Below are 26,103 nucleotides of genomic sequence, written 5' to 3'. Positions count from 1 at the left end.
ATTGAGCTTCTCGCCCTCACCCTGCAGGAAGTTATACACGGACTCTGCTTCCTCCTGCCGCATGGCACGGTCTTGCTCAAGGAACAGTTCCGCAATTTCGTTCGAGACGTCGGCCGCGGCGACGGGCTCGTCGAGATCGGCATAGACCTGGATCGCCATGGTAGCTGTTGCAGTATCTTCAGACTTCACTGCCTGAAACTGTGCAATCTCCATCCCGATGGACCCACGCAACATTCCGGCTAGCTGCGCCGGTAGCAGTTCGTCTCTCTCGTCGAGAAAAAGATTGTGCGAATCAACGATCCCTAGCAGGGTATCCTTGTCCAATACACGCAACATGACCCCCTGCACCTGCTCGGCCAGTTCTTTGCGTACCGTCGCCTCCACAAAGGTCTCGGGGACATCCTGACTCTCGATCAGGATAGTTGCGGGGGCCCGGTAAACAACGGGAAGCAGGAATGCAGCCAGGATTGCCAGCAGAAGAATACCGGCTGCCGGGAGAAAGATCTCCCGCTTCCTGCGGCGGAGTATGCCGACATACTCGCGCAGCTCATACCCTGCCTGGCGATCCTTCTTTTCCATGTATTACCTGCGTTCGTCTACCGCATAACGGCAGCGAGTCATCTCTATTCACCCTTTCACTGCGACACTGCCCATACACGGCTAATTCCTCGCTCAAGTCCGCACTGACAGTTTAGGCGATTGCCGGAAAGTGGCATACCAGATCGCGCTGGATTTTCGTTCGTCATCAAGGCGCGACATCAGGCGCATAGTCGAACTATGTCACTGTTGTCGCAACACAGGGGACGGATGAAAAGACAAGCTGGATGGTATGTCATTTGACAGAAATCGCCTTACCTTGGTATCGAACAAAACCTTCCCGATCGAGACGTATTACTAGAGCGAATCGATCGGTGTCAGCTTCGTCCAACGAAAGTTGAGAAAAACCGTGTTGCTGTCAGCGCTTTCGGGTTCGTTGAATCGCTTCTGCCTGACGTACCGGTATGCCGCTTCAACGCGCCAATCGGGTGTAATCCGATACGTCAACGCGGGCAGGATCTGGAAGTACCGCCGGTTACTTCCCGATTGTGGGTTTTCGATGTTTTCGTTCTGAAACAGCCGTGTACGTAACGCGAAGCTCCATCGTTCGGCAAGCTGATAACTCATGTTCGCGTTGACCTCGTCGGTTTCCACCAGATTGCCCACGCCGCTGGGCGAGAGGTTTCTCTCGAGCCTGACATCAAATCGCGCCTGACCGGTGATCTTCGAGGCCTGTAACCGCGCGACCCATCCGGTATTCGTGCCGTCTTCTCCAGGACCGGGGTTGTCGAACACCGTATAGCGACCACCTGCGGTGAATCCCGCTTTCGTCGTTTCAGAGAATGCGTACTGGTATCCTGCCTGTATCTCGTAGTTGTCCGTGGTTTGCCCGCTGTCCGAATCAAAGCGCGATGCCTGGGCCAGGGCGATGAGATTGTCCTTCTCCGTCAGCTTGCGGGAGTAATCAAGCCGCAGCCCACCTTGCCGGAAGTCGTTCAGAAATGGGTTCTCCGCATACAGTGAGGCATTGAACAGCAACCTTGCACCCACCTGATCTCGCTCCGTAAGATCATAATCGATCGGCAGGCGCGCAGTGATCTGATTGCGGCGAATGTTCTCCGTCACGATGTCGTTGTCGACCGACTGGTCCGGCTCGATGGCCGGATTATCCGGGTTCGCCACCACATTGATGCTGCGAAGCACCGTGTCGCGCCTCCACAACACGTCGAGACCAATATTGGATCGCTCGAACTTCTTCTTCGACTCGAAACCGAAAAGCTGGTCTCCCTGGTTCGACAAGTTCTCGGTATCCCCGACATAGCCGAGGAAGTTCAGACGCACTAGGCCTGCAATCTCATAAGACTCGGTGAGACGACTGAACTTGAGGGCGCCGGCCACGCTTCCGGTCCCGACCTCTTGCTGGTTCGTGGTGGACAGCCTGAAATTGGTGTTGTAGTTGCCGCCGAGGCTGAACTCCGGCTCCAGTTGCCACGCCTCGCCCCACGCCAACGAGGGAACCAGAAAAGCGATCAGGGCAGCCACCAAGGATAAACGAACCCTTTTCACCCCCAGCACGGGAAGCGATCCCCCCCCGGTTCTGGATGCTTCCGCACAATTCTTGTTCATTTCGCTGCGAATGCCCATATCTTGTTCCCTGCCGTTCAGGAGCCATGTGACTTTGCAGGCGCAAAAATCAACCCCGCCGATATTCTCATAGCGAAAAATCAAAGATTTTGCTACCCGCGCTCACGCCAACTGCGCACTGGATCAACAAATACGCTCAACTCGACCCGGTCGTGACGCCACCCTGGCAACCCTGCGCCGGGGCCTCGCAGAGGCATACCAGGCGACGCTAAGCTGCCGGAATCACTCGGGTTCTGTGAATCGATCCCCGGCCGGGGACTTACTGGAATTCCCGTGCATCGAGTCCGTATATGTTCTCATAATTGTAGCTGTATCGCATCAGCCCGTCAGTTTGCTGCCACACACGACGCGGGCCCGGGGCGCGAAACCCACGGGGAACTGCTAACCGGTCACTCTGGTATGATACCCGCCCACCTTGAGGCATTGATTTAATGAGCGAAAATCTGGACTGGGAGCAACCATGAAGGTACTGGTGACGGGTTCCGCGGGATTTATCGGTTCGGCGCTATCCCTCAGACTCCTCGAACGCGGGGACGAGGTCGTGGGTATCGATAATCTCAACGACTACTACGATGTCCGCCTCAAGGAGGCGCGCCTCGAGCGTACCCGGGCCTACGATTCGTACACCGACATGCGTGTCAGCCTGGAGGACCGCGCCGCGATCGAGCAGGTTTTCGAGACGCATCGCCCCCAACGCGTCGTCAATCTGGCGGCCCAGGCGGGTGTGCGGTATTCGATCGAGAACCCGCACGCCTATGTGGACACCAACCTCGTCGGCTTCCTACACATCCTCGAGGGCTGTCGCAACCACCGGATCGAGCACCTGGTCTATGCCTCGAGCAGTTCGGTCTACGGGGCCAACACCCGCATGCCGTTTTCGGTACACGATAACGTCGACCACCCTCTGAGCCTCTACGCGGCCAGCAAGAAGGCGAACGAGCTGATGGCGCACGTCTACAGCCATCTATACCGGATTCCGACCACTGGCCTGCGGTTTTTCACCGTCTATGGGCCGTGGGGACGTCCCGACATGGCGCTGTTCCTGTTCACCGCCCGGATCCTCGCGGGTAAACCCATCGACGTGTTCAACTTCGGCAATCATCGCCGGGACTTCACTTATATCGACGATATCGTCGAGGGTGTGATTCGAACGCTGGGCTCGATACCCGAACCGAACCCGGACTGGAATGGGGACACGCCGGACACCGCCACCAGCGCGGCTCCCTGGCGACTCTACAACATCGGCAACAACGCGCCCGTCGAGTTGAGACACTACATCAAGGTGCTGGAGGACTGCCTGGGGATCGAGGCGAAGCAGAACCTGCTGCCGCTTCAGCCGGGAGACGTACCCGACACCTACGCCGAGGTTTCGGATCTGGTGCGTGACGTCGGCTACAAACCACAGACATCTGTGGAAACGGGGGTTCGGCGTTTCGTCGAGTGGTACCGGGAATACTATCGCCTGTAGCTCAGGCCCTGAGCGGGGCCGGTCTGCCCGACTCGCGCCATGCAAGGTAGTCCTCCAGGATCAGATGGTGATCGAAGGCCAGTTCGACACCCGGATCCTGCGGATTCACAACACGGATTGTTTTTGCGTCGTCCGCGGCCATCGGTATCCCTGGCGCGGAGCCGATATAGACTGCGCTCACCGTGTGTCCCCGGGCATCGCGGGAGGGATCGGAGTAGCAACCCAGGAGCGCCTCGAGTGTCACATCGAGGCTCGTTTCCTCGCGCATTTCCCGCACCGCGGCCGACTCCAGGGTCTCTCCGATGTCGACGAATCCGCCGGGAAACGCCCATCCGAACGGCGGATTGCGTCGCTCGATGAGCACGATCCCGTATCCGCCGCCTTCATCGCTCACGCGAATGACGACATCCACCGCCAGCAACGGCGTAACCGGGCGCGTCACGATCGGTCCTTCCCGCCCAGTTGGCGGAGGGTCTTCCTCTGGCGTTTGTCCGGCCGACGGTTCGGTCTGTGCACGGTGATGTTCGCAAGCCGCTTTGCTTCGTGCTCCCGTTCTCGACGGACCCTGCTTTCGTCGGTTTCCCCGTACAGGTGTGCGGCTTCCGAAGCCGGACCCCGACGCAGGGCGAGCCCCCGGACAACAACCTTCATCTGCTCGCTGCCGCGCGTCACCTCGAGGGTGTCCCCGGTCCTCACCCGTCTTGCAGCCTTCACCCGTTCCCCATTGACGTGTACCTTCCCGCCCGTGATGGCCTGGGCCGCCAGTCCCCGTGTCTTGAACAGTCTCGCTGCCCAAAGCCACTTGTCCAGGCGAACCGCATCGTCACCGGCATCGGCTCCAATCATCGAAATGCCATACCGCAGTCAACCGTTTCGGCGCAGCGCGGACGCAACCCCTATGCTCAGCCCATAGTCTGAGTCGTCGCCATCTCCATCATCAGGGCGTTGAGTCGGGTCACGAAACCGGCCGGGTCCTCCAGTTGCCCACCCTCGGCCAGGACAGCCTGTTCGAACAACATGGTCGACCAGTCCCTAAACCGCCCGTCATCGGATTCCTCCTTCATGCGACCGACCAGCGGATGGGTCGGGTTGACCTCGAGCGACGGCCGGCTTGCAGGCATCTCGTGACCGGCCTGCTTGAGCAGATGCTGCATGTACATGGCCATGTCGTGCTCGTTCAGCACGATACAGGCCGGGGAACTGGTCAAGCGGTGCGAAACACGAACGTCTTCGACCCGGTCCCCCAACGCGTCCTTGATGCGCTTGATGACGTCTTCTGCTTCCTTTTCGACCTTCTCGTATTCCTTGCGGTCGTCCTCGGATTCCACGTCGCCAAGATCGAGCTCACCCTTCGCCACGGACTGCAGGGCCTTGCCCTTGAATTCGGTAAGATTGCCGGCCAGCCACTCATCCACTCGATCGTGCATCAGCAGCACCTCGATACCCTTCTTGCGGAAGATCTCCAGGTGGGGACTGCTCTTCGCGGCGGCGAAGCTGTCGGCGGTCACGTAGTAAATCTTCTCCTGACCCTCCTTCATTCGCCCGATATAGTCATCGAGCGACACCGCCTGCATCTCCTGGTCGTCGTGACTGGAAGAGAAACGCAGCAATCCCGCGATCTGTTCGCGGTTGGAAAAGTCCTCGGCAGGGCCCTCCTTCAGAACCTTGCCGAATTCCGACCAGAAGGTCGCGTACTTCTCAGGCTCCTTGTCGGCCATGTTCTCGAGCAAACCGAGAAGCTTCTTGACGGCCCCGGCACGGATATTGTCGATGACCTTGTTACTCTGCAGGATCTCCCGAGACACGTTGAGCGGCAGGTCGGCGGAGTCGACCACACCGCGAACGAACCGCAGGTACCTGGGCAGCAGATGCTCGGCGTCGTCCATGATGAAAACGCGCTTCACGTACAGCTTGACGCCATGCATATGTTCCCTGTCGAACAGGTCGAAAGGGGCCTTGGAGGGGATATAGAGGAGTGTGGTGTACTCCTGCGTACCCTCGACCCGGTTGTGGGTCCAGGCCAACGGGTCCTGAAAGTCATGCCCGACGTGCTTGTAGAACTCCTTGTATTCGTCCTCGCTGATACCGGACTTGGGTCGAGACCACAGCGCGGAGGCCTTGTTGACGGTCTCCCATTCCGCCACTTCCCGATCTTCCGACTTTTCTTCACCCGCGTCTTTTTCCTTCAGCATTCGAACAGGCAGCGGAATGTGGTCCGAGTATTTGTGGATGATCGATCTCAGCCGCCAGCCATCTGCGAATTCCGCCTCTTCTTTCTTCAACCACAGGGTCACCGCCGTTCCCCGTGAGGCGGTTTCGACGTTTTCGATCTCGAAGCTGCCCTTGCCGTCGGACTCCCAGAGCACGCCGTGTTCCGGTCCCATGCCGGCCCGTCTCGTGACCAGGCTGACCTTGTCCGAAACGATGAACGCAGAATAGAATCCGACGCCGAACTGCCCGATCAATCCGGCATCCTTCGCCTGGTCACCGGTCAACGACTCAAAGAACTCCCTGGTACCGGACTTCGCGATTGTCCCGATGTTGTTGACCACCTCGTCACGGGTCATACCGATCCCGTTGTCGCGGATGGTCACGGTGCGTTTGTCCTTGTCGAATTCGACCTCGATCTTCAGGTCGGTGTCCTGTTCGAACAGTGCCTCGTCCGAGATCGCCTCGAACCGTAACTTGTCGCAGGCGTCCGAGGCGTTGGAGATCACTTCGCGCAGGAAGATTTCGCGGTTGGAGTACAGCGAGTGAATCATCAGGTGAAGTAACTGAGTGACTTCGGTCTGGAATTGAAGCGTTTCCTTCTGGGTTCCTACTGACATTGCGTAGAGCTCCGAGGGTACTGGATTGAATAAAGAGAGTGGCGACGACAGCGGATATTTTCAAGGGGCCCGGGACACGCCGTCGCAGGTCACCGCACAACGGCGAATCAAGCAGCCTTGTCCGGAAGATCCCCGGCCAGTGAGTCGTCCGCGAACAGGTTTCCCAGCAAGGTGCGATTCAGGGCCAGAAGCGCCAGGAACCGGACGGGATCACCGAGCATCGCCTGCGGAGTCTGCACGAAGGCCGCCGGCACGAGTTCATCCGCGCATTCCCTACAAAGGTCCATGACACCGGAGGGTTGCGACTCGAGATGGAACTGCAGCGCAACCGCATTATCCACCACGAATCCCTGATTTGCGCAGGCATCGCTGGAACCGATCCCCCAGGCGCCATCCGGGATGTCGAATGTGTCTCCGTGCCAATGGAAGGCATCGAATCGCGCGGGGAATCCCTTGAAGATCGGGCTAGACGAGGCGGACGGACTCAGCGTAACGGGAAACCAGCCGATCTCCGTATCGCGGTTCCGGTAGATCCGCGATCCCATGACATCGGCCAGCAGCTGCGCCCCGAGACATACACCGAGAACCGGTTTCCCTGCACGCAAGGCACGCTCGATGAATCGCTTTTCCGCATTAAGCCACGGAAACGGGCCGGTATCGCCGACGGACATAGGGCCACCCATGACGACCGCACCGTCGACCGATTCGGGTTCCGGAAGTCGTTCTCCGGCAAACAGGCGCGTTCTCGACAACATGAAACCATGGCCGATGAACCAGGGCTCAATTCCACCTAACCCTTCGAAGGGCACGTGCATCAGATAGTGAATCTTCATCGTGATCGTGCATTCATTTACGCGGAAGACAGGGGGGTATCAGGGGATCTGCCCACCCCGGGCTCTGAGGCATCCGGAGCGCCGCTCGAGGTACGCCGGCTACGAGTCAACAGCGGGCCTTGAACCGGCGAATCCATCATCGGACGGCATTCACGACCGAAAGTACCGGGCGCTAGCCGAGCTTCTCCTTGATCCTGGCCGCCTTGCCGGTCCGACCCCTCAGATAATACAGCTTGGCCCGGCGCACCTTGCCGCGGCGCTTCACGGTGATGCTCGCAAGCAGCGGACTGTGCGTTTGGAACACGCGCTCCACCCCTTCGCCATGGGAGATCTTGCGCACGGTGAACGAGGAATTCAGGCCCCGGTTCCGCTTGCCGATTACCACGCCTTCGAATGCCTGTAATCGCACACGGCCGCCTTCCGACACCTTCACCTGTACGACAACCGTGTCGCCCGACGTGAAGTCCGGAAGATCGGATTTCAGTTGTTCCGCTTCCAGCTCTTCAATGATGTTACCCATGATATTTATTTCCCTCGTACACTATTCAATCCTTGCAAACAGGCTCGTCGCCAATCCCCCGTTCGCCCAGATATTCGTCCAGCAGTGCCCTTTCGTTTTCGTCCAGACCCCGGCGCGCCAGCAACTCGGGTCGTCTGATGAAGGTGCGACCGAGCGACTGCTTCAATCGCCAGCGCCGGATCGCCTCGTGATCGCCACCCAACAGCACCTGCGGTACGGCGCGACCGTCGACCGAGGCCGGCCGGGAGTAATGAGGGCAATCGAGCAGACCATCCATAAACGAGTCTTGCCGCGCGGAGTCCGCATGTCCCAGCACTCCCGGCAGTAGGCGGGCCAACGCATCGACGACAACCATCGCCGCCAGTTCGCCACCACTCAACACATAGTCACCGATGGAACACTCCTCGTCGACCTCGGTTTCGATGAAGCGTTCGTCGACACCCTCGTAGCGGCCAGCCACCAGCAGCAGTCCCGGCAAACTGGCCCATTCGTTGATCTTGTCCTGGTTCAGCGGTTTGCCCTGCGGGCTCAGGAATACCGTTCGGGCATCCACGCATACCTGCCTCCGGACGGACCGCACGCAGGACCTCAGCGGTTCGACCGTCATCACCATTCCCGGACCGCCGCCAAACGGCCGGTCGTCCACGCTGCGATGGCGGTCCGTCGCATATTGCCTGGGATTGTGCGCTTTGACTGCGATCGATCCGCGCTGCACGGCGCGCGCCGTCACCCCGTAGCCAAGGACCTGGGCCACGAATTCGGGAAACAGGGTGACCACATCAACGCGCAATGTCAGTAATCGGCATCCCAGTCCACATGGATCGTACCCGAGTCCAGCTCGACCGACATGACCACCGAACCCTGCACCCAGGGAATCAGCCTTTCGCGTTCCCCCCGGACCACCAACACGTCATTGGCGCCTGTTTCCATCATGCCCTGAACCTCACCCAGCGACTCGCCCAGCCGGTTGACGACCTGCAGGCCGATCAGCTGATCCCAGTAGTACTCTCCTTCCGGGGGCGTAAAAAGCTGATCGCGGTCGATCGCGATTTCCAGTCCCACCAGCCTCGCTGCCCGATCCCGATCGTCGATCCCGGCCAGTCGGGCGACCACGGTCCGGCCCTGCGGCCGTCCGGAGAGCACCTGGTAGCGACGCCACCCGTCATTTTGGCGCAGCAACCAGTGACCATAGTGTGTAATGCCGTCCCTTGGCTGGGTGTAGGAATGAACCTTGACCCAGCCCCCGACACCGAACAGGCCGGAAACCCGGCCCAGGACCAGCGGTTCGATCGGCAACCCGGGACCCTTCAGCCTGCCTTTCGCTGCTCCCGAATCAGCGTATCGACCCGGTCGGACGTGCCGGCCCCGACAGATAGCCAGTGGTCCACACGGGCCAGGTCGATGTTCAGTTTGACCTCCTTTCCACGGGCCCCGGGATTGAAGAACCCGATGCGCTCGATGTATCCACTGTCACGCCGCTTTCGGGAATCCGTGACAACGATGTGATAAAAGGGCCGCCTCTTGGCGCCGGCCCGGGAAAGACGCATTGTTACCATTTGTTCCGCTTCCAATGTTGGGAATGACATGGCCCACGAACCCGGAAGGCCCTGACCAAAACGCGCGATTCTATCCTAAATTGGAGAAATGTGAAGGGAAAACCGGTCCGGGCGGTGCGGGTCACTCGCACCGCCCGGACCGAATAACCGGCTTCCGGTCCCTTGCAGGAACAACAGGACCTGTCCCGCTCAGCCGAACGGCATGCCCGGCGGCATTCCCCCCTTCATTCCCCTCATCATGCGGTTCATACCGCCTTTTGAGAATCTTTTCATCATCTTGCGCATCTGGGTGTGCTGCTTGAGCAAACGGTTCACGTCCTGGACGCGTGTTCCCGAACCACTCGCAATCCGCCGCTTTCGCGACCCCTTGACGATCTCGGGAAAACGGCGTTCGCGGCGCGTCATCGAATCGACGATGGCGATCATCCTGCGAATCTCGCCGTCGTCCGCCTGATTCCTGACGGAGGCCGGCAGCGACGTCGCGCCCGGCAGTTTGTCCAGCAATCCGGCGACACCGCCCATACTGAGCATCTGCTCGAGTTGGGTCTTCAAGTCCTCCAGGCCGAAACCCTTGCCCGACTTGAGTTTCCTGGCAAGCTTCTCGGTCTCACGCTGATCGACCTTGCGCTGCGCCGCTTCGACGAGGCCCAGGACGTCTCCCATCCCAAGGATGCGCGAGGCGATACGATCCGGATGAAACGGTTCCAGCGCGACGGACTTCTCTCCGACACCGATGAACTTGACCGGTTTCCCCGTCACATGTCTGACCGACAGCGCCGCACCGCCCCTGGCATCACCGTCGGTCTTGGTCAGGATCACGCCGGTCAGCGGCAATGCGTCGTTGAAGGCCCGGGCGGAATTCGCCGCGTCCTGCCCCGTCATGCTGTCGACGACGAACAGGGTCTCGACGGGCTCGACCGCTGAATGGATCCGGGCAACCTCGTCCATCATCGCCGCGTCGATATGGAGTCGGCCGGCAGTATCCAGTATCAGCACGTCCGAGGCCCGGCTTCTCGCACTCTCCACGGCAGCCCTCGCTATCTCCACCGGATCCTGTCCGTGTTCGCTCGGATAGAATGCCGCGCCGACCTCGCCGGCAAGTCGCTCCAACTGCTGTATGGCCGCGGGACGGTAGACATCGCAGCTCGCGACCATCACCTGCTTTCCGGCATTCTCACGAAGCCAGCGCGCCAGTTTGCCGGCGGTCGTGGTCTTCCCCGCGCCCTGAAGGCCGGCCAGCATGACCACCGCGGGAGGCCGTGTCTGAAGATTCAGGCCCTCATTGGCCTCACCCATGACGCGCACCAGTTCGTCATTGACGATCTTGATCAGTGCCTGACCCGGCGTAAGACTGTGCAATACGTCCTGACCGCGGGCGCGCTCGCGAACCTCATCGATGAACGATCGGACGACCGGAAGCGCCACATCCGCCTCCAGCAAGGCCATGCGGACCTCCCGCAGGCTGTCTCTGATATTGTCCTCTGTGAGCCGTGCCTGCCCTTTGAGGTGCTTGACGGTGCCCGCAAGTCTTTCGCTCAGATTCTCGAACATCGTTTACCCTATTGCGCTTCCTGGAAAGTGCTGCATTATAGACGATTGGAGACCACGGGCACGGCACCTTGGCAAGCAGCCGAATTGCGACTCGGGCGGGCCAGTAACGCGCAGAAACCTGCGGTTTCCAGTCGACCAGCACATTATTGAAGTTCCGATTCGAGCGCGAATGGCACTACTCGGGGGCCTGCAGTGGCCCTAGATCTCGAACACTTCCCCGCTGGTCAGGCGGTGGGCTCGCCGCCCGGTCAGACGCGCGTTGATCTCGGCGATGGTCTCGGATTCGGACCCCGGCTTGAGATGAGAGATACAGAGTCGGGGATCATGCCTCAGTTTGCCCAGGTCCCCCGCCAGCAACGAGGGGCAATAGTGGCGGGCCATTCTGCTCAATTCGCGTCCACTCTCGGGATAGGCGCACTCCACGACGAGCAGGTCTAGAAGTTCACGGGCATTGAGGGTATCCCACAGTGCATCATTGGTCGTCGTGTCGCCGCTGAATGACATCGCCGAGCGGCCATTGGACACGTAGAATGCCTGCGTGGGGACGACATGGTTGACACGGATGGCCTCGATCACCAGGTCATTGACTCGGTGAGACTCGCCCGGAACTATCGGTTCGTAACGAAGCACTGGTTCCCTTCCTGCGGGCAACTGAAAAAAATCCGGCCAGACCTCCCAGTTGAATACATGGGTCCGCAGGGTCTGGTAGGTGGAGGGTTCGCAGTGGACTACCAGCGGCCGGTCCTGAAGCGTTTCGTACAGGGTATCGGCGAGTAGTGGCAGACTTGCGATATGGTCGAGATGCTGGTGGGTAATGAAGACGTGACGCAGCTCGCGCATTCGCTCGATGGATAAATAACCGACACCGCTCCCGCAGTCGACGAGTACATCTTCCCCCAACAGTAGCGAGGTTGTCAGCAAACCCTCGCCAATCCCCCCACTGCATCCCAGTATTTCAACGCGCATCGGTATTGCCGCTCTAGATGAGAATCAAGCTGCTGGACAACCGATGCTAGCACGCCGTAATTCGCAATACTGCAAGCCTGAAACTCGAATGCCACGAGCTGTGCGTTGCCTCACACGCGGCATTGTCGAGCGCGTCACATCCAGGGCATGAATGTTGCGGCTCGCGCCGTTGGCGTCGCCGCAGCGGTAACGCCGCCCCGCGCCTTTCGCCCCTGTCCGTAACAGGCTCGTCGGTAATGCCAATGGTGTGGTCCGCGCGGTTACACGTTAGAATCCGGCGTGAGGGCCTACGCATTATTTGATATCAATGGATGAATACGGGGCGATGGAGCACAGACCCAGACGAGGTGGCCGTTCGGGAATCCTGCACTGCGGCCGGCCGCTCCTGGGGGCCCTGCTCTTGTCCGTCCTCGCCGTATCCCATGCGGATACGGAAACGAATCTTCGCGTTGGTGTCTACGACAACCCGCCGCTGGTCATTCTCAATCAGGCCGGCAAGGTCGACGGGTTCGTTCCCGCGTTACTCAACGAGATCTCCCGTGAGCAAGGCTGGAGGCTCGAATATGTCCATTGCGACTTTCCCCGCTGCCTCAGCCTGCTGGACTCCGGCAATATCGACCTGGTCGTGCCGGTCGCGGAAAACGCTGAGCGCCTCAAGCGCTATCGATTCAACCGCAGCAACTTCATCATCAACTGGGGAAAAATCTACGCCCGCGAGGGCGTCGAGATCGAATCGATTCGCGACCTTGACGGGATGCGGGTTGCCGTGGTCAGCGACGATGCGCACTACACGAAACTGCGCGCACTGGCAGACGCCTTCGAGATCACCATCGACTTCCGGGATTTCTCCAGCTACGCCCAGGTGCTGGATTCGATCGCCCTAGGTCATGCGGACGCGGGCCTGGTGACCCGGTTGTTCTCTGGCCCCGAGAGCAGGATCGACGGTGTCGAGAAAACCTCAGTCATCTTCAACCCCGTCGGGCTCCGGATGGCGATGCCCGGGGACGACGCCCACGGGGCGGCAATTCGGTCTGCCGTCGACAGACGCCTGGGGGCCCTCAAGGCGGATCCGGACTCGGCCTATTACAGCTTGCTGGAGCAGTGGCTGGACGAAGACTCAGGGGGGGGGTTGCCGGATTGGGTGGGCTGGATACTGCTCGGAGTCATTGGCCTGGCCCTGGCCGCACTGACAATCTTTATGGCCTTCGAACTCGTCCTGCAACGCAGAACACGGGCACTCAGGTCCAGTATCGAGCAACGTGACCGCTCCGAGACAGAGGAACAGGCCCTGGGTATGTTGCTTCGTCTGTCCCTTGAGGGACACCCGCTGGAAATCTACCTGCAGCAATCCCTCGACAACCTGCTGCGCGCGATTCCCTGGCTGGGGGCGCTCCCCCAGGCAGGTATATTCCTGGCCGGGGAGACGCGAGAGGAACTGAGATTGGTCTCCAGCCACAACCTGGATCCAGAGATTCGACAGTTGTGCAGCACGGTGCCCTTCGGAGCGTGTCTGTGCGGACGCGCCGCCGCGGAAAACTGCACCCAGTTCGCGGACTGCGTGGACGATCGCCACGTCACGCGGTACCCGGGAATGCCCCCACACGGGCACTACAACGTCCCCGTCATGGCCGACAATCGCGTGCTGGGCGTCATGGTCTTCTATCTGCCCCACGGACACCCCTATTCCACCCACGAAAAGGCCTTTCTCGAGCAGGTCGCGGATGCCCTCAGCATGGGGATCCGCCAACGACGCGATGCCAAAGCCATCGAACGACTGGCGTACTTCGACCCGCTGACCGGTCTGGCCAACCGCCGTCTGTTACTTGACCGGCTTCAACACGACATGCGACTCGCGGCAAGGTATTCAAAAAGCGGCGCCGTACTGTTCTTCGACCTCGATCGTTTCAAGACCCTGAACGACGCCCTGGGACACGCGGTCGGAGATGAGCTGCTGCGGCAGACCGGTCGGCGTCTGGTCAGGGCCCTGAGGGCCGAGGACAGCGTGGCCCGCATCGGCGGAGACGAGTTCGTCGTCGCGCTGCCGGAACTCGGTGGCGTCCACGGAGATCCGGGCGCCGATGTGCGCGCCGTCGCCGAGAAACTTCGCCGGGTATTGGCCGAGCCCTTCGAGCTCGACGGGCACCGTTACCAGATCACAGCCAGCATCGGGATCGCGATGTTCCCCGAAGACACCGGCCACGCCGAGGATATCCTGCGCAACGCCGATGCCGCCATGTACAAGGCGAAGCACGCGGGCGGCAACGGGATGCGGTTCTTCGAACCGGAAATGCAGAAGGAGACGGACCACCGTCTTTCGCTGGAGAGCCAGATACGCGCTGCCCTCGAGCACGACCAGCTTTCTCTGGCCTACCAGCCCCTGGTGCAGTCATCCGGCCGCATCATTGGCGCGGAGGTGCTGCTCCGCTGGGACCATCCGACCCGGGGAGCGTTATCGCCGGCCAGCTTCGTCTCGGTTGCCGAGGAAACGGGATTGATCCTCCAACTGGGCCAGTGGGTCATGCGCAGGGCCTGCTACCAGCTTAAACAGTGGATGGACGCCGGCGAGTGTTATCCGGCACTCCGTTCCCTGGCGATCAATGTCAGTCCTATCGAATTCCGTCAGAAGGGCTATGTCGATAGTATCGCCGCGATTATCGAGGAAACCGGGGTCGACTCGAGCCACGTCACGATCGAGATCATCGAAGACGCGCTTCTCGGCGATCTCGACGAGATTATCGGCAAGATGCGCCGGTTAAAGAGCTACGGACTGCACCTCTCGATCGACGACTTCGGCACCGGATACTCGTCGCTAACGTATCTCAAGCGGTTACCGCTGGACATCCTGAAGATCGATCGCTCCTTCGTCCGGGACATCTTGACGGATTCGCAGGACGCCGCCATCGTGGAAACCATCATCTCGATCACCGCACACCTGGGACTGGAGGCTGTGGCTGAGGGCGTCGAAACCGAGGAACAGTTCGATTTCCTCAAACAACGCGGTTGCCGCGTGTTTCAAGGTTACTACTTCGGCAAGCCGGTCTCGGCCGAGTCATTCATCGAGTTGACGTTCCGGGAGGGATCGGACTCGCTGAAGGAATCGAACGCTCCGGTAGACGACGGCAAACAACCCTCCAAGTAATCTTGCAGGCAGAAAGAACCCGGGTTGTGAGCTATTCCTCCAACTCCCCGCTTGGAGGAGGAGAAGCAAACTCATGCGCAATCATCGCCGCGCGGAAGAATTCGCGGTTCAGCCTGGCGATAAAGTCCCGTGGGATGGATTTCGGACAGACGGCGACGCATTCGTAGTGATTCCCGCAGTTTCCAAATCCCTCGGCGTCCATGGCCTCGACCATCGCGATGGCGCGGTGCGTCCGCTCGGGCTGCCCCTGGGGCAACGCGTTCAACTGCCCGAGCTTGGCCGCCACGAAGAGCATTGCCGAGGCATTCGGACAGGCGGCGACACAGGCGCCGCAACCAATACACGACGCGGCCAGGAACGCACGCTCCGCAAGCTGGTGCGCAACAGGCAGGGTATTCGCGTCGGGGGCCGATCCAGCGTTGACCGAGACGTATCCCCCTGCCTGCAACACCCTGTCCAGGGCCCCCCGATCGACGATCAGGTCCCGGATGATCGGGAAAGCGGCGGCGCGCCAGGGTTCGACGACAATTTCCTGGCCATCGCGAAAATGCCGCATGTAGAGCTGGCACGCCGTGGTCGCCGTACGGGGTCCGTGCGGGACCCCGTTGATGACCAGGGAACAGGCTCCGCAGATACCCTCCCGACAGTCGTGATCGAAGGCCACCGGCGCCTCGCGCTTGGTCGCCAGGTCCAGATTCAACAGATCGAGCATCTCAAGAAACGACATGCCGCCCTCGACCCCCTCCACCTCGTAATTGACCAGTCGACCGGCACCTTCGGACGATCGCTGCCGCCACACCCGCAGCCTGAGTCTCATTTGTAGCTCCGGGTCACCGCATGCACCGTCTCGAAAGAAAGGGGCTCACAGTGGCACACCGGATCGGTGTCCGCCCCGCGATATTCCCATGCGGCCACATGAGAAAATCGATCGTCGTTCCGAACCGCCTCGCCTTCAGCGGTCCGATGTTCCTCGCGGAAGTGCGCGCCACAGGACTCGTCCCGCGCCAGGGCGTCTTGACAGAGCAGTTCGGCGAACTCCAGAAAATCGGCCACCCGTCCGGCGCGTTCCAGCGATACATTGAGTTCTTCCCCGTTCCCGCAGACGCAGGCCTCACGCCAGAATGCCTCACGTAGATCGGGTATCAAGCACAGCGCCTCGCGCAATCCCTGTTCGTTCCGAGCCATACCGCAGCGGGACTCCATGATCTCGCCCAATTCCCTGTGGAAGCTGTCGACGGGTCGATTCCCACCGATGTCGAGCAGGGCCCGGGTACGCCCGACGGCGTCCGCCTCGACCCGGCGAAAGGGTTCGCAGGCGGGGTCCGGCAACCCCGGCCTCTCGACGGCCAGATAGTGACCCAGGGTCTGCGGCAGGATGAAATATCCGTCGGCCAGCCCCTGCATCAAGGCGCTCGCTCCCAGCCGGTTGGCGCCGTGGTCCGAGAAATTGGCCTCCCCGATAACGAACAGACCCGGGATGTTGCTCATCAGGTCATAGTCTACCCAGAGGCCACCCATGGTGTAGTGCGCTGCCGGATAGATCCGCATCGGGACCCGGTAGGGATCTTCCCCGGTGATGCGTTCGTACATGCTGAACAGGTTGCCATAACGCTGTTCGATCGCGGCCCGTCCCAGACGACCCAGGGCCTCGGAGAAATCCAGGTAGACCCCGCGTCCCGTCGGTCCGACACCGCGTCCTTCGTCGCAGACCTGCTTCGCTGCCCGGGACGCGAAATCTCGAGGTGTCAGGTTGCCGTAGGCTGGATACCGGCGCTCCAGATAGTGGTCGCGCTCGGCTTCGGGTATCTCGTTGGGTGCCCTCGTCTCCCCGGGATGCAGCGGCACCCAGATGCGGCCATCGTTTCGCAGGGATTCCGACATCAACGTCAACTTGGACTGGTTCGAGCCGCAGGCCGGGATGCAGGTAGGATGAATCTGGGTAAAGCACGGGTTCGCGAACAGTGCGCCGCTCCGGTAGGCGCGGTAGGTGGCGGTTACGTTGCAGCCCAGTGCATTGGTGGACAGGAAGTATACGTTGCTGTACCCGCCGGTCGCGAGCACCACCGCCTGACCGGAATGACGACCGATGGCACCGGTCACCAGATCCCGGGTCACGATACCCCGGGCATGACCTTCCAGCAGGACCAGATCGAGCATCTCGCAGCGGTTGTGGACACGGACCCGGCCGGCATGGATCTGTCGGTTCAGCGCCCCGTAGGCGCCTAGAAGCAATTGCTGCCCGGTCTGCCCGCGCGCGTAGAATGTCCTCGAGACCTGTGCACCACCGAAGGAGCGGTTGTCCAGCAGCCCGCCGTACTCGCGTGCGAAGGGGATCCCCTGCGCCACACAATGATCGATGATGCGGTTGCTGACCTCGGCCAGCCGGTAGACGTTCGCCTCCCGCGCACGAAAATCGCCTCCCTTGACCGTGTCATGAAATAAGCGGTAGACGCTGTCCCCGTCATTCTGGTAGTTCTTGGCGGCATTGATACCGCCCTGCGCGGCGACCGAGTGCGCACGCCTGGGACTGTCGTGGAAGGTGAAGCATTCCACCTCATAGCCGAGTTCGGCCAACGTGGCTGCCGCCGACGCCCCCGCGAGCCCCGTCCCCACCACAAGTATCCGGTATTTTCGCCGGTTTGCCGGGCTCACCAGCTTGAGTTCATCCTGGCGATGGCTCCACTTGTCCTTCAGTGCACCATCCGGTATCCCTGCATCAAGGGACGGACTCATCGCACTGGCACTACAGGTATGTCCAGCCAACCGAGTTGCGCCGCCAGTGGCATGGACAGGAACCCGGAAACCACCAAGGCGCTGAATACGCCGGTACCGATGTCGGTCGCGCGCCGCCAGGCATTGTGTCCGAATCCGAGCGTATACAACATGCTGCGCACGGCATGCCACAGATGCAGTCCGACCAGCGACACGGCGGTGGCGTAGATCGCCGCCAGCCAGGGATTCGACAGTCCGAGTACGAGACGGGAATAGATGTCCGGCCGGCCGGCCCCGTCGAGCAGTCCGGCGTATTGCGGCTGAACGACACCGATCGTGAGGTGCAGCAGGTGGTAGATGACGAAGGCCAGGACGATCAGCCCGCTGAGGAGCATGTGACGGGCGGCGAAACCGGTCTCAACGGGAACCCGTGTCGCATAACGACGTGGCCTCGCTGCACGGTTCTCGCGATGAAGCCTTATACCCGTGTAGACATGCAAGGCGAACACCGTGAGAATCGCCAGACGAATCCCCCACACCAGGGGATGTCCCTGAAGCCAGGCGGCGTAGTCGTTGATCGCCTCCTGCCCCTGGAAGACCTTCAGGTTGCCGATCATGTGGCCGGTCACGAACCCGACCAGTACGAGGCCGCTGATCGCCATCATCAGTTTGCTGCCGATCGAGGTACGAAACAGGCGCAGCAGTCGGTACATTGAGGAGTCCGGAATCGTGTAAGCGTCCACCGGCCCGGGGTGTGGTGCCCCTGTGGACTGAACGCACGCGGTATGTAACGCTAACATGATACCCACAATCACGGTAGCGGTAGCCGAACGGGTTTTCGCGCGTCGCGTCACCGCAATTCGAACACCCGAACCCTTACGGTCACCCAACCCCGGGTATGCGCCACGTTTCAGTCGCGATTCCTTGCGATCGGGGCCCGATTCACCGACAGTAGTGCGTAACAAGAAACGAACGCATACGCCGATATGACCATCGCCATCACCCTGATCACCGCAATCCTCTACCTGTCATCGGCGGCCACCCTGCTACTACGTCTGCGCAGGGTGGCCAGGGGCGAGACCACGGGCAAGGGTGTCGCATTGTGGTTGTGGGCGGCGGCGATCACCCTGCACGCCTTTGTCCTCTATGATCACATCGTGTTGCCTAAGGGGCTGGACCTGAATTTCTCCAACGCGACCTCGCTGGTTGCACTTACCCTATCGTGCGTGCTGCTGCTTGGTACGCTGATTCGCCCCGTAGAAAACCTTGCCATCGCCGTGCTGCCGTTCTCCGCCTTCAGTGTCATCCTGATCCAGTTTGTCCCGGAGGGCGCCACGATCATCAGTACGGACAAACCCTCGGCCCAGGTCCACGTCCTGGTGTCGCTACTGGCCTATAGCGTGCTGACGCTCTCCGCGCTTCAGGCGGTCCTGCTGGCGATCCAGGACCGTCATATCCACAATCATCGCCCAGGGGGCATTATTCGCGCGCTTCCACCGCTGCAATTGATGGAGCAACTGCTGTTCGGACTGATCGGACTGGGAGTGGTGCTGCTCAGCATTTCCCTGGCAACCGGATTTCTCTATCTGGAGGACATTTTCGCCCAGCATCTCGTCCACAAGACCGTCCTGTCCATACTAGCGTGGATGGTCTTCGTGGTCCTGCTCATCGGGCGCTGGCGTCTCGGCTGGCGGGGCCGCACCGCGATCCGGTGGACACTGGGGGGATTCGTTGTGCTGATGCTGGCCTATTTCGGCAGCAAGTTCGTGCTCGAACTGGTCCTGAAGCGAACGGTCTGACCCCCCGCCCCCCGCTTGACACCCGTTATCGTGTCACCGTGTAATGGGGACACTTACATGACCCGAGCACCCACTTGGATACCCTGCCCGTCAGTGCGCTGTTCCTCGCCCTGATCGTACTTTTCCTGCTTTCGGCGTTCTTCTCTGGGTCCGAAACGGCGTTGATCGCGCTGAACCGTTACCGGTTACGCCACCTGGCACGGACCGGACACGGGGGCGCCATCAGGGCGCAGCAACTGCTCGAGAAACCCGACCGCCTGATCACGCTGATCCTCCTGGGCAACAATTTCGTCAACATTGTCATTACCCAAATCGCAACCTATCTCGGCTATCGGCTGTACGGAGACGCCGGCATCGCCATCGCAACCGGAGCACTCACGCTGACATTGCTGATCTTCGCCGAGATCACGCCGAAGACGCTTGCCGCCGTACATTCGGAGAAGGTCGCCTTCCCGGCCGCGTGGGTGTACACCCCACTGTCCCGTGCCCTCGCTCCGGTCGTGTGGTTGCTGACCCGGGTATCAAGGAACCTCATCAGGCTGTTCGGCGTCGCCCCGGACAGCGAACAAGATCATACCCTCTCGCGCGAGGAACTCCGGTTGGTCGTTTCCGAAGCGGGGGGAATGATCCCAAGGGAACATCGCAAGATGCTGGTCGGCATCCTGGACCTGGAAAAGGCGATCGTCCAGGACATCATGGTGCCGCGCAACGAGATCACCGGAATCGACCTGGATGACGACTGGAAACAGGTACTGACGGAACTGCATGACGGCCATTTCAGCCGAATTCCCGTCTACCGGGGCAGCATCGACAACGTGGAGGGATTTCTTCGCGTCCGCAAGATCCTGCCGCTGCTGTCTCGGGACGAACTGACGCCCGAGGCACTGGTCAGCGCGATCAGGGAACCACACTTTATCCCGGAGGGTACGAGTCTTGCCCGGCAGTTGCTCAATTTCCGCAAGGGAAGACAACGTTCAGGGCTGGTCGTGGACGAATACGGCGATATTCAGGGGCTTGTCACCCTGGAGGACCTGCTGGAAGAGATCGTCGGCGAATTCACCAGCGACCCCAGCGCCTACGATAAGGACATCCTCCCGCAGGACGACGGCAGCTATATCGTGGATGGCGGCACGCACATCCGAGATCTCAACCGCAGCCTGGGATGGCGTCTCCCGGAGAGCGGGCCGCGCACGATCAACGGACTGGTCCTCGAGCACATGGAGTTCATCCCGGAACCGGGCACCAGCCTGATGATCGACGGATATCCCGTGGAGGTGGTCCAGACAAAGGCCAACGCGGTGAAGACCGTCCGTGTACGACCCATATGGCGCCGGAGCGCGGATTCCGGAAACGCACCGCGATGAGCGACCCAATCTGTCGAAATCGAACCGGCCCGGGGTTTGCGATCGTCTCCACGCGGCTGGGCCGATGACAGCGCCGGCCGACACGACGCGTAACTGAACACACCGTGGCCAGAACCAGGGCAGCCTATCAGTGTCGCGCGTGCGGGGCGTCGCACACCAAGTGGTCGGGGCAGTGTACCGACTGTGGCGAATGGAATGTCATCGAGGAGATCGCACCGGCACCGAAAAACCGGCGGGGCGGCTGGACCGGGACCGGGGGGACCGGCGCGGTGGCGCTGTCGACCGTCAGTACCGCGGAGAAGCCCCGTGAGTCGAGTCAGATCAAGGAACTCGATCGGGTACTCGGCGGTGGTATCGTCGAAGGCTCAGTGATCCTGATTGGCGGCGACCCCGGGATCGGCAAATCCACCCTGCTGCTGCAGATGCTGGCCACGGTCTCCCAGCCCGCAAACCTCTACGTTAGCGGCGAGGAATCGCCCCCGCAAATAGCCCTGCGATCCCGAAGGTTGGGCCTGCAGGCCCAGCATCTCAGGCTACTCACCGAAACCACAGTGGAGCGGATCGTCGACGTACTGGCCAGGGAGCGTACCCGGCTCGCGGTGATCGACTCGATCCAGACCCTGTTCTCGGGCGACCTCCAGTCCGCGCCCGGCTCCGTCGGCCAGGTGAGAGAATGCGCAGCCCAACTCGTGCGCTACGCCAAGACCAGCGGCACGACCATCTTCCTCGTCGGACACGTCACCAAAGAAGGGGCACTGGCCGGCCCCCGCGTGCTCGAGCACATGGTCGATACGGTGCTCTACTTCGAGGGAGACCCAGGGGGGCGCTACCGCGTCCTTCGCGCGGTCAAGAACCGGTTCGGCGCGATCAACGAACTCGGGGTGTTTGCGATGACCGAATCCGGACTCAAGGGTGTCGGCAACCCCTCCGCCATCTTCCTGTCCCGACACGAGACACCGGTATCCGGCAGTGTGATCGTCGTAACCCGCGAAGGGAGCCGACCCATGCTCGTGGAGATCCAGTCGCTGGTCGACGGGAGCCAACTCGCCAACCCGAGGCGGGTCTCCGTCGGCCTCGACCAGAACCGGCTCGGCATGCTGCTCGCCATCCTGCATCGCCACGGCGGCGTGCCGATGTTCGACCAGGACGTATTCGTCAACGTGGTGGGAGGTGTGCGCGTCACGGAGACCGCGGCGGACCTTGCCGTGGTGCTGGCCGCGCTGTCCAGCCACCGGGACAGGCCGCTGCCCGCTGACCTGGTCGTCTTTGGCGAACTCGGTCTGGCGGGAGAGATCCGCCCCGTCCCCAACGGACAGGAGCGGCTGGCCGAGGCCGAGACGCACGGGTTCCGGTACGCCCTGGTCCCGGCGGCAAACGCACCGAGGGGCGGGAACGGAAAGCTGAAGGTACTCCCTGCGCACCGACTTCGAGAAGCGATCGAGCACCTTGAGTCTCTGGGCTGATCGGGTCGGATCGGACCGCGGCTATCGCTCCAGCGCCGCCTCCGCCTCCCGACCCAGCCGGTTCAACTCCGCCTCCATCTGCTCCTGCATTGAACTGGTACCGCCCAGCTTGCCGGACCTTTCCACGTAACGGGGTCGGCCGATGGCGATCGCCACTCGGGTAAACGGCTTCGGGATCATGAAGCGGTCCCAGGAATCGAGATACCAGGCTCGCCGGGCAGCATAGCTCATCGGCACCAGCGGTGCACCGGACAACTGCGCCAGCATCACCGGACCGGGCTTGAACTTGTAAGTCGGGCCCTCGGATCCATCCGGGGTCAATACGGGGGAGATCCCGTCCCTCGAGAGACAGAGGTAAAGGTCGCGAATCGCCTGGGCCCCGGTGCGCTTCGCCGATCCTCGAATCGCGACCAGACCCAGCCGCTTCAGGATCATGGCCCCGAGTTCTCCGTCCTTCGAGGGACTGACCAGGTAACCGATTCTGAATTTGCCGGACAGCTTCCTGACCAGGTAGTACGCACAGAAAATGTGTCGCTGGTGCCAGTGGCAGGGGATGATGGCGCCTGCGCCGGAAGATAGCGCCTCGAGATATTCTTCACCCTCGATGTGCTGCACCCGGCAGACCAGCCAGAACAAGCGCAACAGCCACGCGACCAGCGGCGCGATGACCGGAAACAGGAGCCGTTTGTGCAGCGGCAACCCGAGGTCGGTCGTTGTCTCAGCCATGCTTTCGCCCTGCGGTCGCGAACCCTTTGGTCATCGTCGTATACTTGGATCCGTCATCGGCAGGTACGATCTGACCTGCTCCCCATCCCACACGCTCAATGACAGACTTCAGCACGCTGACACAGGCACTGACGAAGAAGGCCGAAGAGAGAGGCCGGATCACGCTACTGGCGGGCGCGGCGGAGACACGCGAAATCCCGTTCGACACGCTGTTCGGTCGGGCGCGCGCGATGCTGAACGCCCTGCAGGATCGCGGGCTGAAGCCAGGCAGCGAGCTGATTATACATGTCAACGACAACGAGCAGTTCCTCTACGCATTCTGGGCCGGCATCCTCGGCGGGGTCGTCCCCGTGCCCGTCGCACCCGGGATCAGTGACGAACACCGGTTTAAACTGATTCGCATCTACCGGTCGCTGACCGACCCGTGGCTATTCACCGACGCCGGGACCGTGAAACGACTTGAGTCCCTGGCAAACGAGGCAGGCGCGGAGAAGCTTCCGGAAGCGTGGAACCGACGCGTGGTCGATCCGGCTGCCGTGGACCTGTCCGGTGAACCGGGGCGCGTCTATCGTGCAGACGCTGCGGACACCGCCTTCATCCAGTTTTCGTCGGGGTCGACGAGTGAACCCAAGGGAGTCGTACTGAGTCACGGTAACATTCTCGCCAATATCCGCGCGATTGCCGCCGGGGCCCGCGTGCGCGCCGGGGACAGCGCGCTTAGCTGGATGCCGCTGACGCACGACATGGGACTGATCGGGTTTCACCTCACGCCTCTCGCCGCCGGAGTCGACCACTGCCTGATGCCCACCGACCTCTTTGTCCGGCACCCCCTGCTGTGGCTGGAAAAGTCCTCCGAGCTGGGGGTCAGCGTGACCTGCTCGCCCAACTTCGGACTCAAGCATCTGCTCAGGGCGCTCAGGAGGCATCCCCCGGAAACTCTCGACCTGCAGCGCATTCGCCTGATCGTCAATGGCGCCGAGCCCATCTCCGTCGACCTGTGCGAGGAATTCCTGGAGGCGCTTGCAGCATACGGCCTTAAACGATCCTGCATGTTTCCCGTCTACGGCCTCGCGGAGGCAAGCCTCGCGGTCACCTTTCCGGAAGCGGAAACCGGTATCACGACCGTCCGTGTCGAACGCGACAGCCTGCAGGACGTGAACGGTGTGCGAATCGGCACCATGGACGGTCCGGGGACGTTGTCGCTGGTCTGCACGGGGAGACCGGTTGCGGGCTGCGAGATACGCATCTCGGGCGCCTCCAACGAACCCCTGCCCGAACGCCGTGTCGGGCATATCCAGATTCGAGGAGCGAATGTAACGACGGGCTATTTCCGCAACGACGAGGCAAACCAGACCGCATTCACCCCGGACGGGTGGCTCGATACCGGCGACCTTGGATTCACGGCGGATTGCGGCCTGGTCGTTACCGGAAGATCCAAGGAAATCATCTTCGCCAACGGCCAGAACTACTATCCTCACGACCTCGAAGCCATCGTTGAACGTGACACCGGAATCGAGCTGGGCAGGATCGTGACGGCTGCGTGGCGCGCGGACGGGGCCGACAGCGATGAGTTGCTCGTCTTCCTGCTGCACAAGGGCAAGGTGGAGGAAATCACCGGTGTCGCCCGCGACATTCATGCCGCACTCAGTACGCACACGGGCCTCGAGACGCTGCACATCATCCCCGTGATCCGAATCCCGAAGACCACCAGCGGCAAGATACAGCGACACCTTCTGATCGACGCCTATCGAAATGGGGATTTCGACGAGGTCCTGGCCAGACTGGAGGCGCTCTCACTCGTGCCCAGGGCAGGATACGAGCAGGACCTGTCGGGTATTGAGGCCCAGCTCAAGGCGATCTGTGACGAGGTCCTGGAAGGACGCGAGGTGGCAATCGAGGACAACCTGTTCGATATCGGCACGAGTTCTCTAGAACTGGCCCGTATCCACGAAGGCATCGACGTAGCCTTTCCCGAGACCGTCGACGTGACCGACCTTTTCGATCATCCGTCGATCGCGAGCCTCTCGACGTTGCTCGAGGAACGGCTGGCGGGCTCGGAACAACCCGTCGGGGAATCCTGACGATTGATCCGGCGGATCAGCTTAGATCATTGACCAGCGAGTCCCGAACCGCCTCGGGCACCGCGTCTAGCTCGTAGCGGTATCGCGGGTGATCGACACCGACCCCTATCGGCGCTCCGTCCTGTGCCGCGGCCACCATCTCCGGGGTCAGCTCGAAACGCAGGAAATGAACCGAGGAGGTCTTCTCCTCGGTTTCGCGTTCCAGGTCCTCGTTGGCGATCGGATGGACCCTGTCCAGGGTGCCGACGCGGACCCAGGTAGCGGCCTCGAGTCCCTTGAGCAAGGCGAGTTGGCGCTGCCGCTCATGCTCGTCCTCAAACTCGATCATCAGTGTCGCCTTCCAGTTGGATCCGTCGGGAATCAACGGATTGTACGCGTCCAACTCTTCCAGGATGGCCTCACCCTCGTAGATGCGCTCGGCACGCAGCATCTCCTGGATCTGGTACTGCATCACCAACCGGTCCTCGAAATGGATCGTGACGTTGGGGCCAATGTGCACAAGCCGGGTTTTCTTGTGCGCCATGACCTGCTTGCGGAATTCGGGCCGGATCTCGGCATACTTCTCGAGGGAGTAGAGGTCCCCCCGCTTCAACTTGTCCATCAGAATCACTCCTTGTGCCCGTGCTCCAGCGACGCGATGGGAGCCTCGGTGAACAGGTAGTCCTTCAGCTCTTTATCCATGGTCGGATCGCGCCTCCTGATCCATTCCAGTACCATCGAAGCATGCTCCTTCTCCTCGTCACGATTGTGAGCGAGGATGGCCCGCAGTTCCTCGTCCCGACAGGCGTCGACCCTTTGGTTGTACCAGTCCACAGCCTCCAGTTCTTCCATCAACGAGACGATCGCACGATGCATGTCGCGCGTTTCGTCAGAGAGTTCGCCAATCGGTTCGTGATAGCCTTCGTTCGACATCCTT

Annotated in this window: 24 protein-coding genes; 6 read left to right on the top strand and 18 right to left on the bottom strand. The window is 61.2% G+C overall.

The genetic code is table 11. The features are described 5' to 3' along the window. Positions 1–579 (bottom strand): hypothetical protein (locus tag LJE91_14320; protein MCG6869855.1); only part of this gene is annotated, 579 nt, incomplete at its 3' end. A gap of 315 nt (positions 580–894) precedes the next feature. Then, positions 895–2,112, bottom strand: a complete 1,218-nt coding sequence (locus tag LJE91_14315; protein MCG6869854.1) for a hypothetical protein — start codon at positions 2,110–2,112, stop codon at positions 895–897. A 529-nt stretch (positions 2,113–2,641) separates the two neighbouring features. On the opposite strand from LJE91_14315, the gene LJE91_14310 reads away from it, so the two are divergent. Continuing rightward, complete coding sequence (locus LJE91_14310) at positions 2,642–3,649, top strand: NAD-dependent epimerase (protein MCG6869853.1); 1,008 nt, start codon at positions 2,642–2,644, stop codon at positions 3,647–3,649. Position 3,650: 1 nt separating this feature from the next. On the opposite strand, the gene LJE91_14305 is transcribed toward LJE91_14310, so the two are convergent. The 10 genes from LJE91_14305 to LJE91_14260 form a co-directional block, all read right to left on the bottom strand. Beyond that, entirely contained in the window at positions 3,651–4,091 is a 441-nt protein-coding gene (locus LJE91_14305; protein ID MCG6869852.1) for an NUDIX hydrolase, read from the bottom strand. Beyond that, positions 4,088–4,495, bottom strand: coding sequence for an RNA-binding protein (locus tag LJE91_14300; GenBank protein ID MCG6869851.1), 408 nt, complete (start codon positions 4,493–4,495; stop codon positions 4,088–4,090). The genes LJE91_14305 and LJE91_14300 overlap by 4 nt, the downstream gene beginning before the upstream one ends. 56 nt (positions 4,496–4,551) lie before the next feature. Next, positions 4,552–6,477 (bottom strand): molecular chaperone HtpG, encoded by a 1,926-nt coding sequence (gene htpG, locus LJE91_14295; protein ID MCG6869850.1) that lies wholly within the window; start codon positions 6,475–6,477, stop codon positions 4,552–4,554. Between the two features lie 107 nt (positions 6,478–6,584). Next, on the bottom strand, positions 6,585–7,310 hold the full coding sequence (locus LJE91_14290) for a type 1 glutamine amidotransferase (GenBank protein MCG6869849.1): 726 nt from the start codon (positions 7,308–7,310) through the stop codon (positions 6,585–6,587). 172 nt (positions 7,311–7,482) lie between these two features. Next, a complete protein-coding gene (rplS, locus tag LJE91_14285) occupies positions 7,483–7,830 on the bottom strand; it encodes a 50S ribosomal protein L19 (GenBank protein MCG6869848.1) in 348 nt (115 codons plus the stop codon). Positions 7,831–7,855: 25 nt separating this feature from the next. Beyond that, positions 7,856–8,620 carry a tRNA (guanosine(37)-N1)-methyltransferase TrmD gene (trmD, locus tag LJE91_14280; protein ID MCG6869847.1) on the bottom strand — a complete coding sequence of 255 codons (765 nt, stop codon included), beginning with the start codon at positions 8,618–8,620 and terminating at the stop codon, positions 7,856–7,858. A gap of 2 nt (positions 8,621–8,622) precedes the next feature. Beyond that, entirely contained in the window at positions 8,623–9,126 is a 504-nt protein-coding gene (rimM, locus tag LJE91_14275; GenBank protein MCG6869846.1) for a ribosome maturation factor RimM, read from the bottom strand. Positions 9,127–9,137: 11 nt separating this feature from the next. Then, positions 9,138–9,386 carry a 30S ribosomal protein S16 gene (rpsP, locus tag LJE91_14270; protein MCG6869845.1) on the bottom strand — a complete coding sequence of 83 codons (249 nt, stop codon included), beginning with the start codon at positions 9,384–9,386 and terminating at the stop codon, positions 9,138–9,140. Positions 9,387–9,575: 189 nt separating this feature from the next. Beyond that, the gene (gene ffh, locus LJE91_14265) at positions 9,576–10,937 is read right to left on the bottom strand and encodes a signal recognition particle protein (protein ID MCG6869844.1); all 1,362 of its coding nucleotides are present in this window, start codon (positions 10,935–10,937) and stop codon (positions 9,576–9,578) included. Positions 10,938–11,135: 198 nt separating this feature from the next. Further along, positions 11,136–11,903, bottom strand: coding sequence for a 3',5'-cyclic-nucleotide phosphodiesterase (locus LJE91_14260; GenBank protein MCG6869843.1), 768 nt, complete (start codon positions 11,901–11,903; stop codon positions 11,136–11,138). Between the two features lie 325 nt (positions 11,904–12,228). On the opposite strand from LJE91_14260, the gene LJE91_14255 reads away from it, so the two are divergent. Continuing rightward, positions 12,229–15,042, top strand: coding sequence for an EAL domain-containing protein (locus LJE91_14255; protein MCG6869842.1), 2,814 nt, complete (start codon positions 12,229–12,231; stop codon positions 15,040–15,042). Positions 15,043–15,073: 31 nt separating this feature from the next. Here the strand turns inward: LJE91_14255 and LJE91_14250 are convergent, their stop codons facing one another. The 3 genes from LJE91_14250 to LJE91_14240 are packed head-to-tail and all read right to left on the bottom strand — an operon-like array spanning position 15,074 to position 18,467. Then, positions 15,074–15,859 carry a succinate dehydrogenase/fumarate reductase iron-sulfur subunit gene (locus LJE91_14250; protein MCG6869841.1) on the bottom strand — a complete coding sequence of 262 codons (786 nt, stop codon included), beginning with the start codon at positions 15,857–15,859 and terminating at the stop codon, positions 15,074–15,076. Next, positions 15,856–17,775, bottom strand: a complete 1,920-nt coding sequence (locus tag LJE91_14245) for a fumarate reductase/succinate dehydrogenase flavoprotein subunit (GenBank protein ID MCG6869840.1) — start codon at positions 17,773–17,775, stop codon at positions 15,856–15,858. Before LJE91_14245 ends, LJE91_14250 begins: the two co-directional genes overlap by 4 nt. Next, positions 17,772–18,467, bottom strand: a complete 696-nt coding sequence (locus tag LJE91_14240) for a succinate dehydrogenase cytochrome b subunit (protein ID MCG6869839.1) — start codon at positions 18,465–18,467, stop codon at positions 17,772–17,774. Before LJE91_14240 ends, LJE91_14245 begins: the two co-directional genes overlap by 4 nt. A 273-nt stretch (positions 18,468–18,740) precedes the next feature. Between LJE91_14240 and ccsA the strand changes: the two genes are divergently transcribed. From ccsA to radA, 3 genes are all read left to right on the top strand, one after another. Next, entirely contained in the window at positions 18,741–19,553 is an 813-nt protein-coding gene (ccsA, locus tag LJE91_14235) for a cytochrome c biogenesis protein CcsA (GenBank protein MCG6869838.1), read from the top strand. A 74-nt stretch (positions 19,554–19,627) separates the two neighbouring features. After that, positions 19,628–20,917, top strand: coding sequence for an HlyC/CorC family transporter (locus LJE91_14230; GenBank protein MCG6869837.1), 1,290 nt, complete (start codon positions 19,628–19,630; stop codon positions 20,915–20,917). Between the two features lie 104 nt (positions 20,918–21,021). Next, on the top strand, positions 21,022–22,380 hold the full coding sequence (gene radA / locus LJE91_14225) for a DNA repair protein RadA (protein ID MCG6869836.1): 1,359 nt from the start codon (positions 21,022–21,024) through the stop codon (positions 22,378–22,380). Between the two features lie 21 nt (positions 22,381–22,401). Here radA and LJE91_14220 read toward each other — a convergent pair whose 3' ends face one another. After that, the gene (locus tag LJE91_14220) at positions 22,402–23,106 is read right to left on the bottom strand and encodes a lysophospholipid acyltransferase family protein (GenBank protein MCG6869835.1); all 705 of its coding nucleotides are present in this window, start codon (positions 23,104–23,106) and stop codon (positions 22,402–22,404) included. 98 nt (positions 23,107–23,204) lie between these two features. On the opposite strand from LJE91_14220, the gene LJE91_14215 reads away from it, so the two are divergent. Further along, the gene (locus LJE91_14215) at positions 23,205–25,187 is read left to right on the top strand and encodes a non-ribosomal peptide synthetase (protein ID MCG6869834.1); all 1,983 of its coding nucleotides are present in this window, start codon (positions 23,205–23,207) and stop codon (positions 25,185–25,187) included. A gap of 16 nt (positions 25,188–25,203) precedes the next feature. Here the strand turns inward: LJE91_14215 and LJE91_14210 are convergent, their stop codons facing one another. Together LJE91_14210 and LJE91_14205 are read right to left on the bottom strand one after the other, a co-directional pair. Beyond that, positions 25,204–25,788: a DUF3501 family protein gene (locus tag LJE91_14210; GenBank protein MCG6869833.1), complete on the bottom strand. Its 585-nt coding sequence runs from the start codon at positions 25,786–25,788 to the stop codon at positions 25,204–25,206. A gap of 5 nt (positions 25,789–25,793) precedes the next feature. Continuing rightward, on the bottom strand, positions 25,794–26,099 hold the full coding sequence (locus LJE91_14205; GenBank protein MCG6869832.1) for a ferritin-like domain-containing protein: 306 nt from the start codon (positions 26,097–26,099) through the stop codon (positions 25,794–25,796). Between the last annotated feature and the right edge of the window lie 4 nt (positions 26,100–26,103).

The organism is Gammaproteobacteria bacterium, from assembly GCA_022340215.1.
In the GTDB taxonomy this organism is placed as follows: domain Bacteria; phylum Pseudomonadota; class Gammaproteobacteria; order JAJDOJ01; family JAJDOJ01; genus JAJDOJ01.
This window is presented reverse-complemented; position numbering and strand designations above follow the sequence as displayed.

Bases quoted from the DNA above. Each gene is read 5' to 3' on its own strand.
- LJE91_14310 (MCG6869853.1), top strand. From the start codon at position 2,642: ATGAAGGTACTGGTGACGGGTTCCGCGGGATTTATCGGTTCGGCGCTA.
- LJE91_14300 (MCG6869851.1), bottom strand. From the start codon at position 4,495: ATGATTGGAGCCGATGCCGGTGACGATGCGGTTCGCCTGGACAAGTGG.
- htpG (MCG6869850.1), bottom strand. From the start codon at position 6,477: ATGTCAGTAGGAACCCAGAAGGAAACGCTTCAATTCCAGACCGAAGTC.
- LJE91_14290 (MCG6869849.1), bottom strand. From the start codon at position 7,310: ATGAAGATTCACTATCTGATGCACGTGCCCTTCGAAGGGTTAGGTGGA.
- rplS (MCG6869848.1), bottom strand. From the start codon at position 7,830: ATGGGTAACATCATTGAAGAGCTGGAAGCGGAACAACTGAAATCCGAT.
- rpsP (MCG6869845.1), bottom strand. From the start codon at position 9,386: ATGGTAACAATGCGTCTTTCCCGGGCCGGCGCCAAGAGGCGGCCCTTT.
- ffh (MCG6869844.1), bottom strand. From the start codon at position 10,937: ATGTTCGAGAATCTGAGCGAAAGACTTGCGGGCACCGTCAAGCACCTC.
- LJE91_14260 (MCG6869843.1), bottom strand. From the start codon at position 11,903: ATGCGCGTTGAAATACTGGGATGCAGTGGGGGGATTGGCGAGGGTTTG.
- LJE91_14255 (MCG6869842.1), top strand. From the start codon at position 12,229: ATGGAGCACAGACCCAGACGAGGTGGCCGTTCGGGAATCCTGCACTGC.
- LJE91_14250 (MCG6869841.1), bottom strand. From the start codon at position 15,859: ATGAGACTCAGGCTGCGGGTGTGGCGGCAGCGATCGTCCGAAGGTGCC.
- LJE91_14245 (MCG6869840.1), bottom strand. From the start codon at position 17,775: ATGAGTCCGTCCCTTGATGCAGGGATACCGGATGGTGCACTGAAGGAC.
- LJE91_14240 (MCG6869839.1), bottom strand. From the start codon at position 18,467: ATGTACCGACTGCTGCGCCTGTTTCGTACCTCGATCGGCAGCAAACTG.
- ccsA (MCG6869838.1), top strand. From the start codon at position 18,741: ATGACCATCGCCATCACCCTGATCACCGCAATCCTCTACCTGTCATCG.
- LJE91_14220 (MCG6869835.1), bottom strand. From the start codon at position 23,106: ATGGCTGAGACAACGACCGACCTCGGGTTGCCGCTGCACAAACGGCTC.
- LJE91_14215 (MCG6869834.1), top strand. From the start codon at position 23,205: ATGACAGACTTCAGCACGCTGACACAGGCACTGACGAAGAAGGCCGAA.
- LJE91_14210 (MCG6869833.1), bottom strand. From the start codon at position 25,788: ATGGACAAGTTGAAGCGGGGGGACCTCTACTCCCTCGAGAAGTATGCC.
- LJE91_14205 (MCG6869832.1), bottom strand. From the start codon at position 26,099: ATGTCGAACGAAGGCTATCACGAACCGATTGGCGAACTCTCTGACGAA.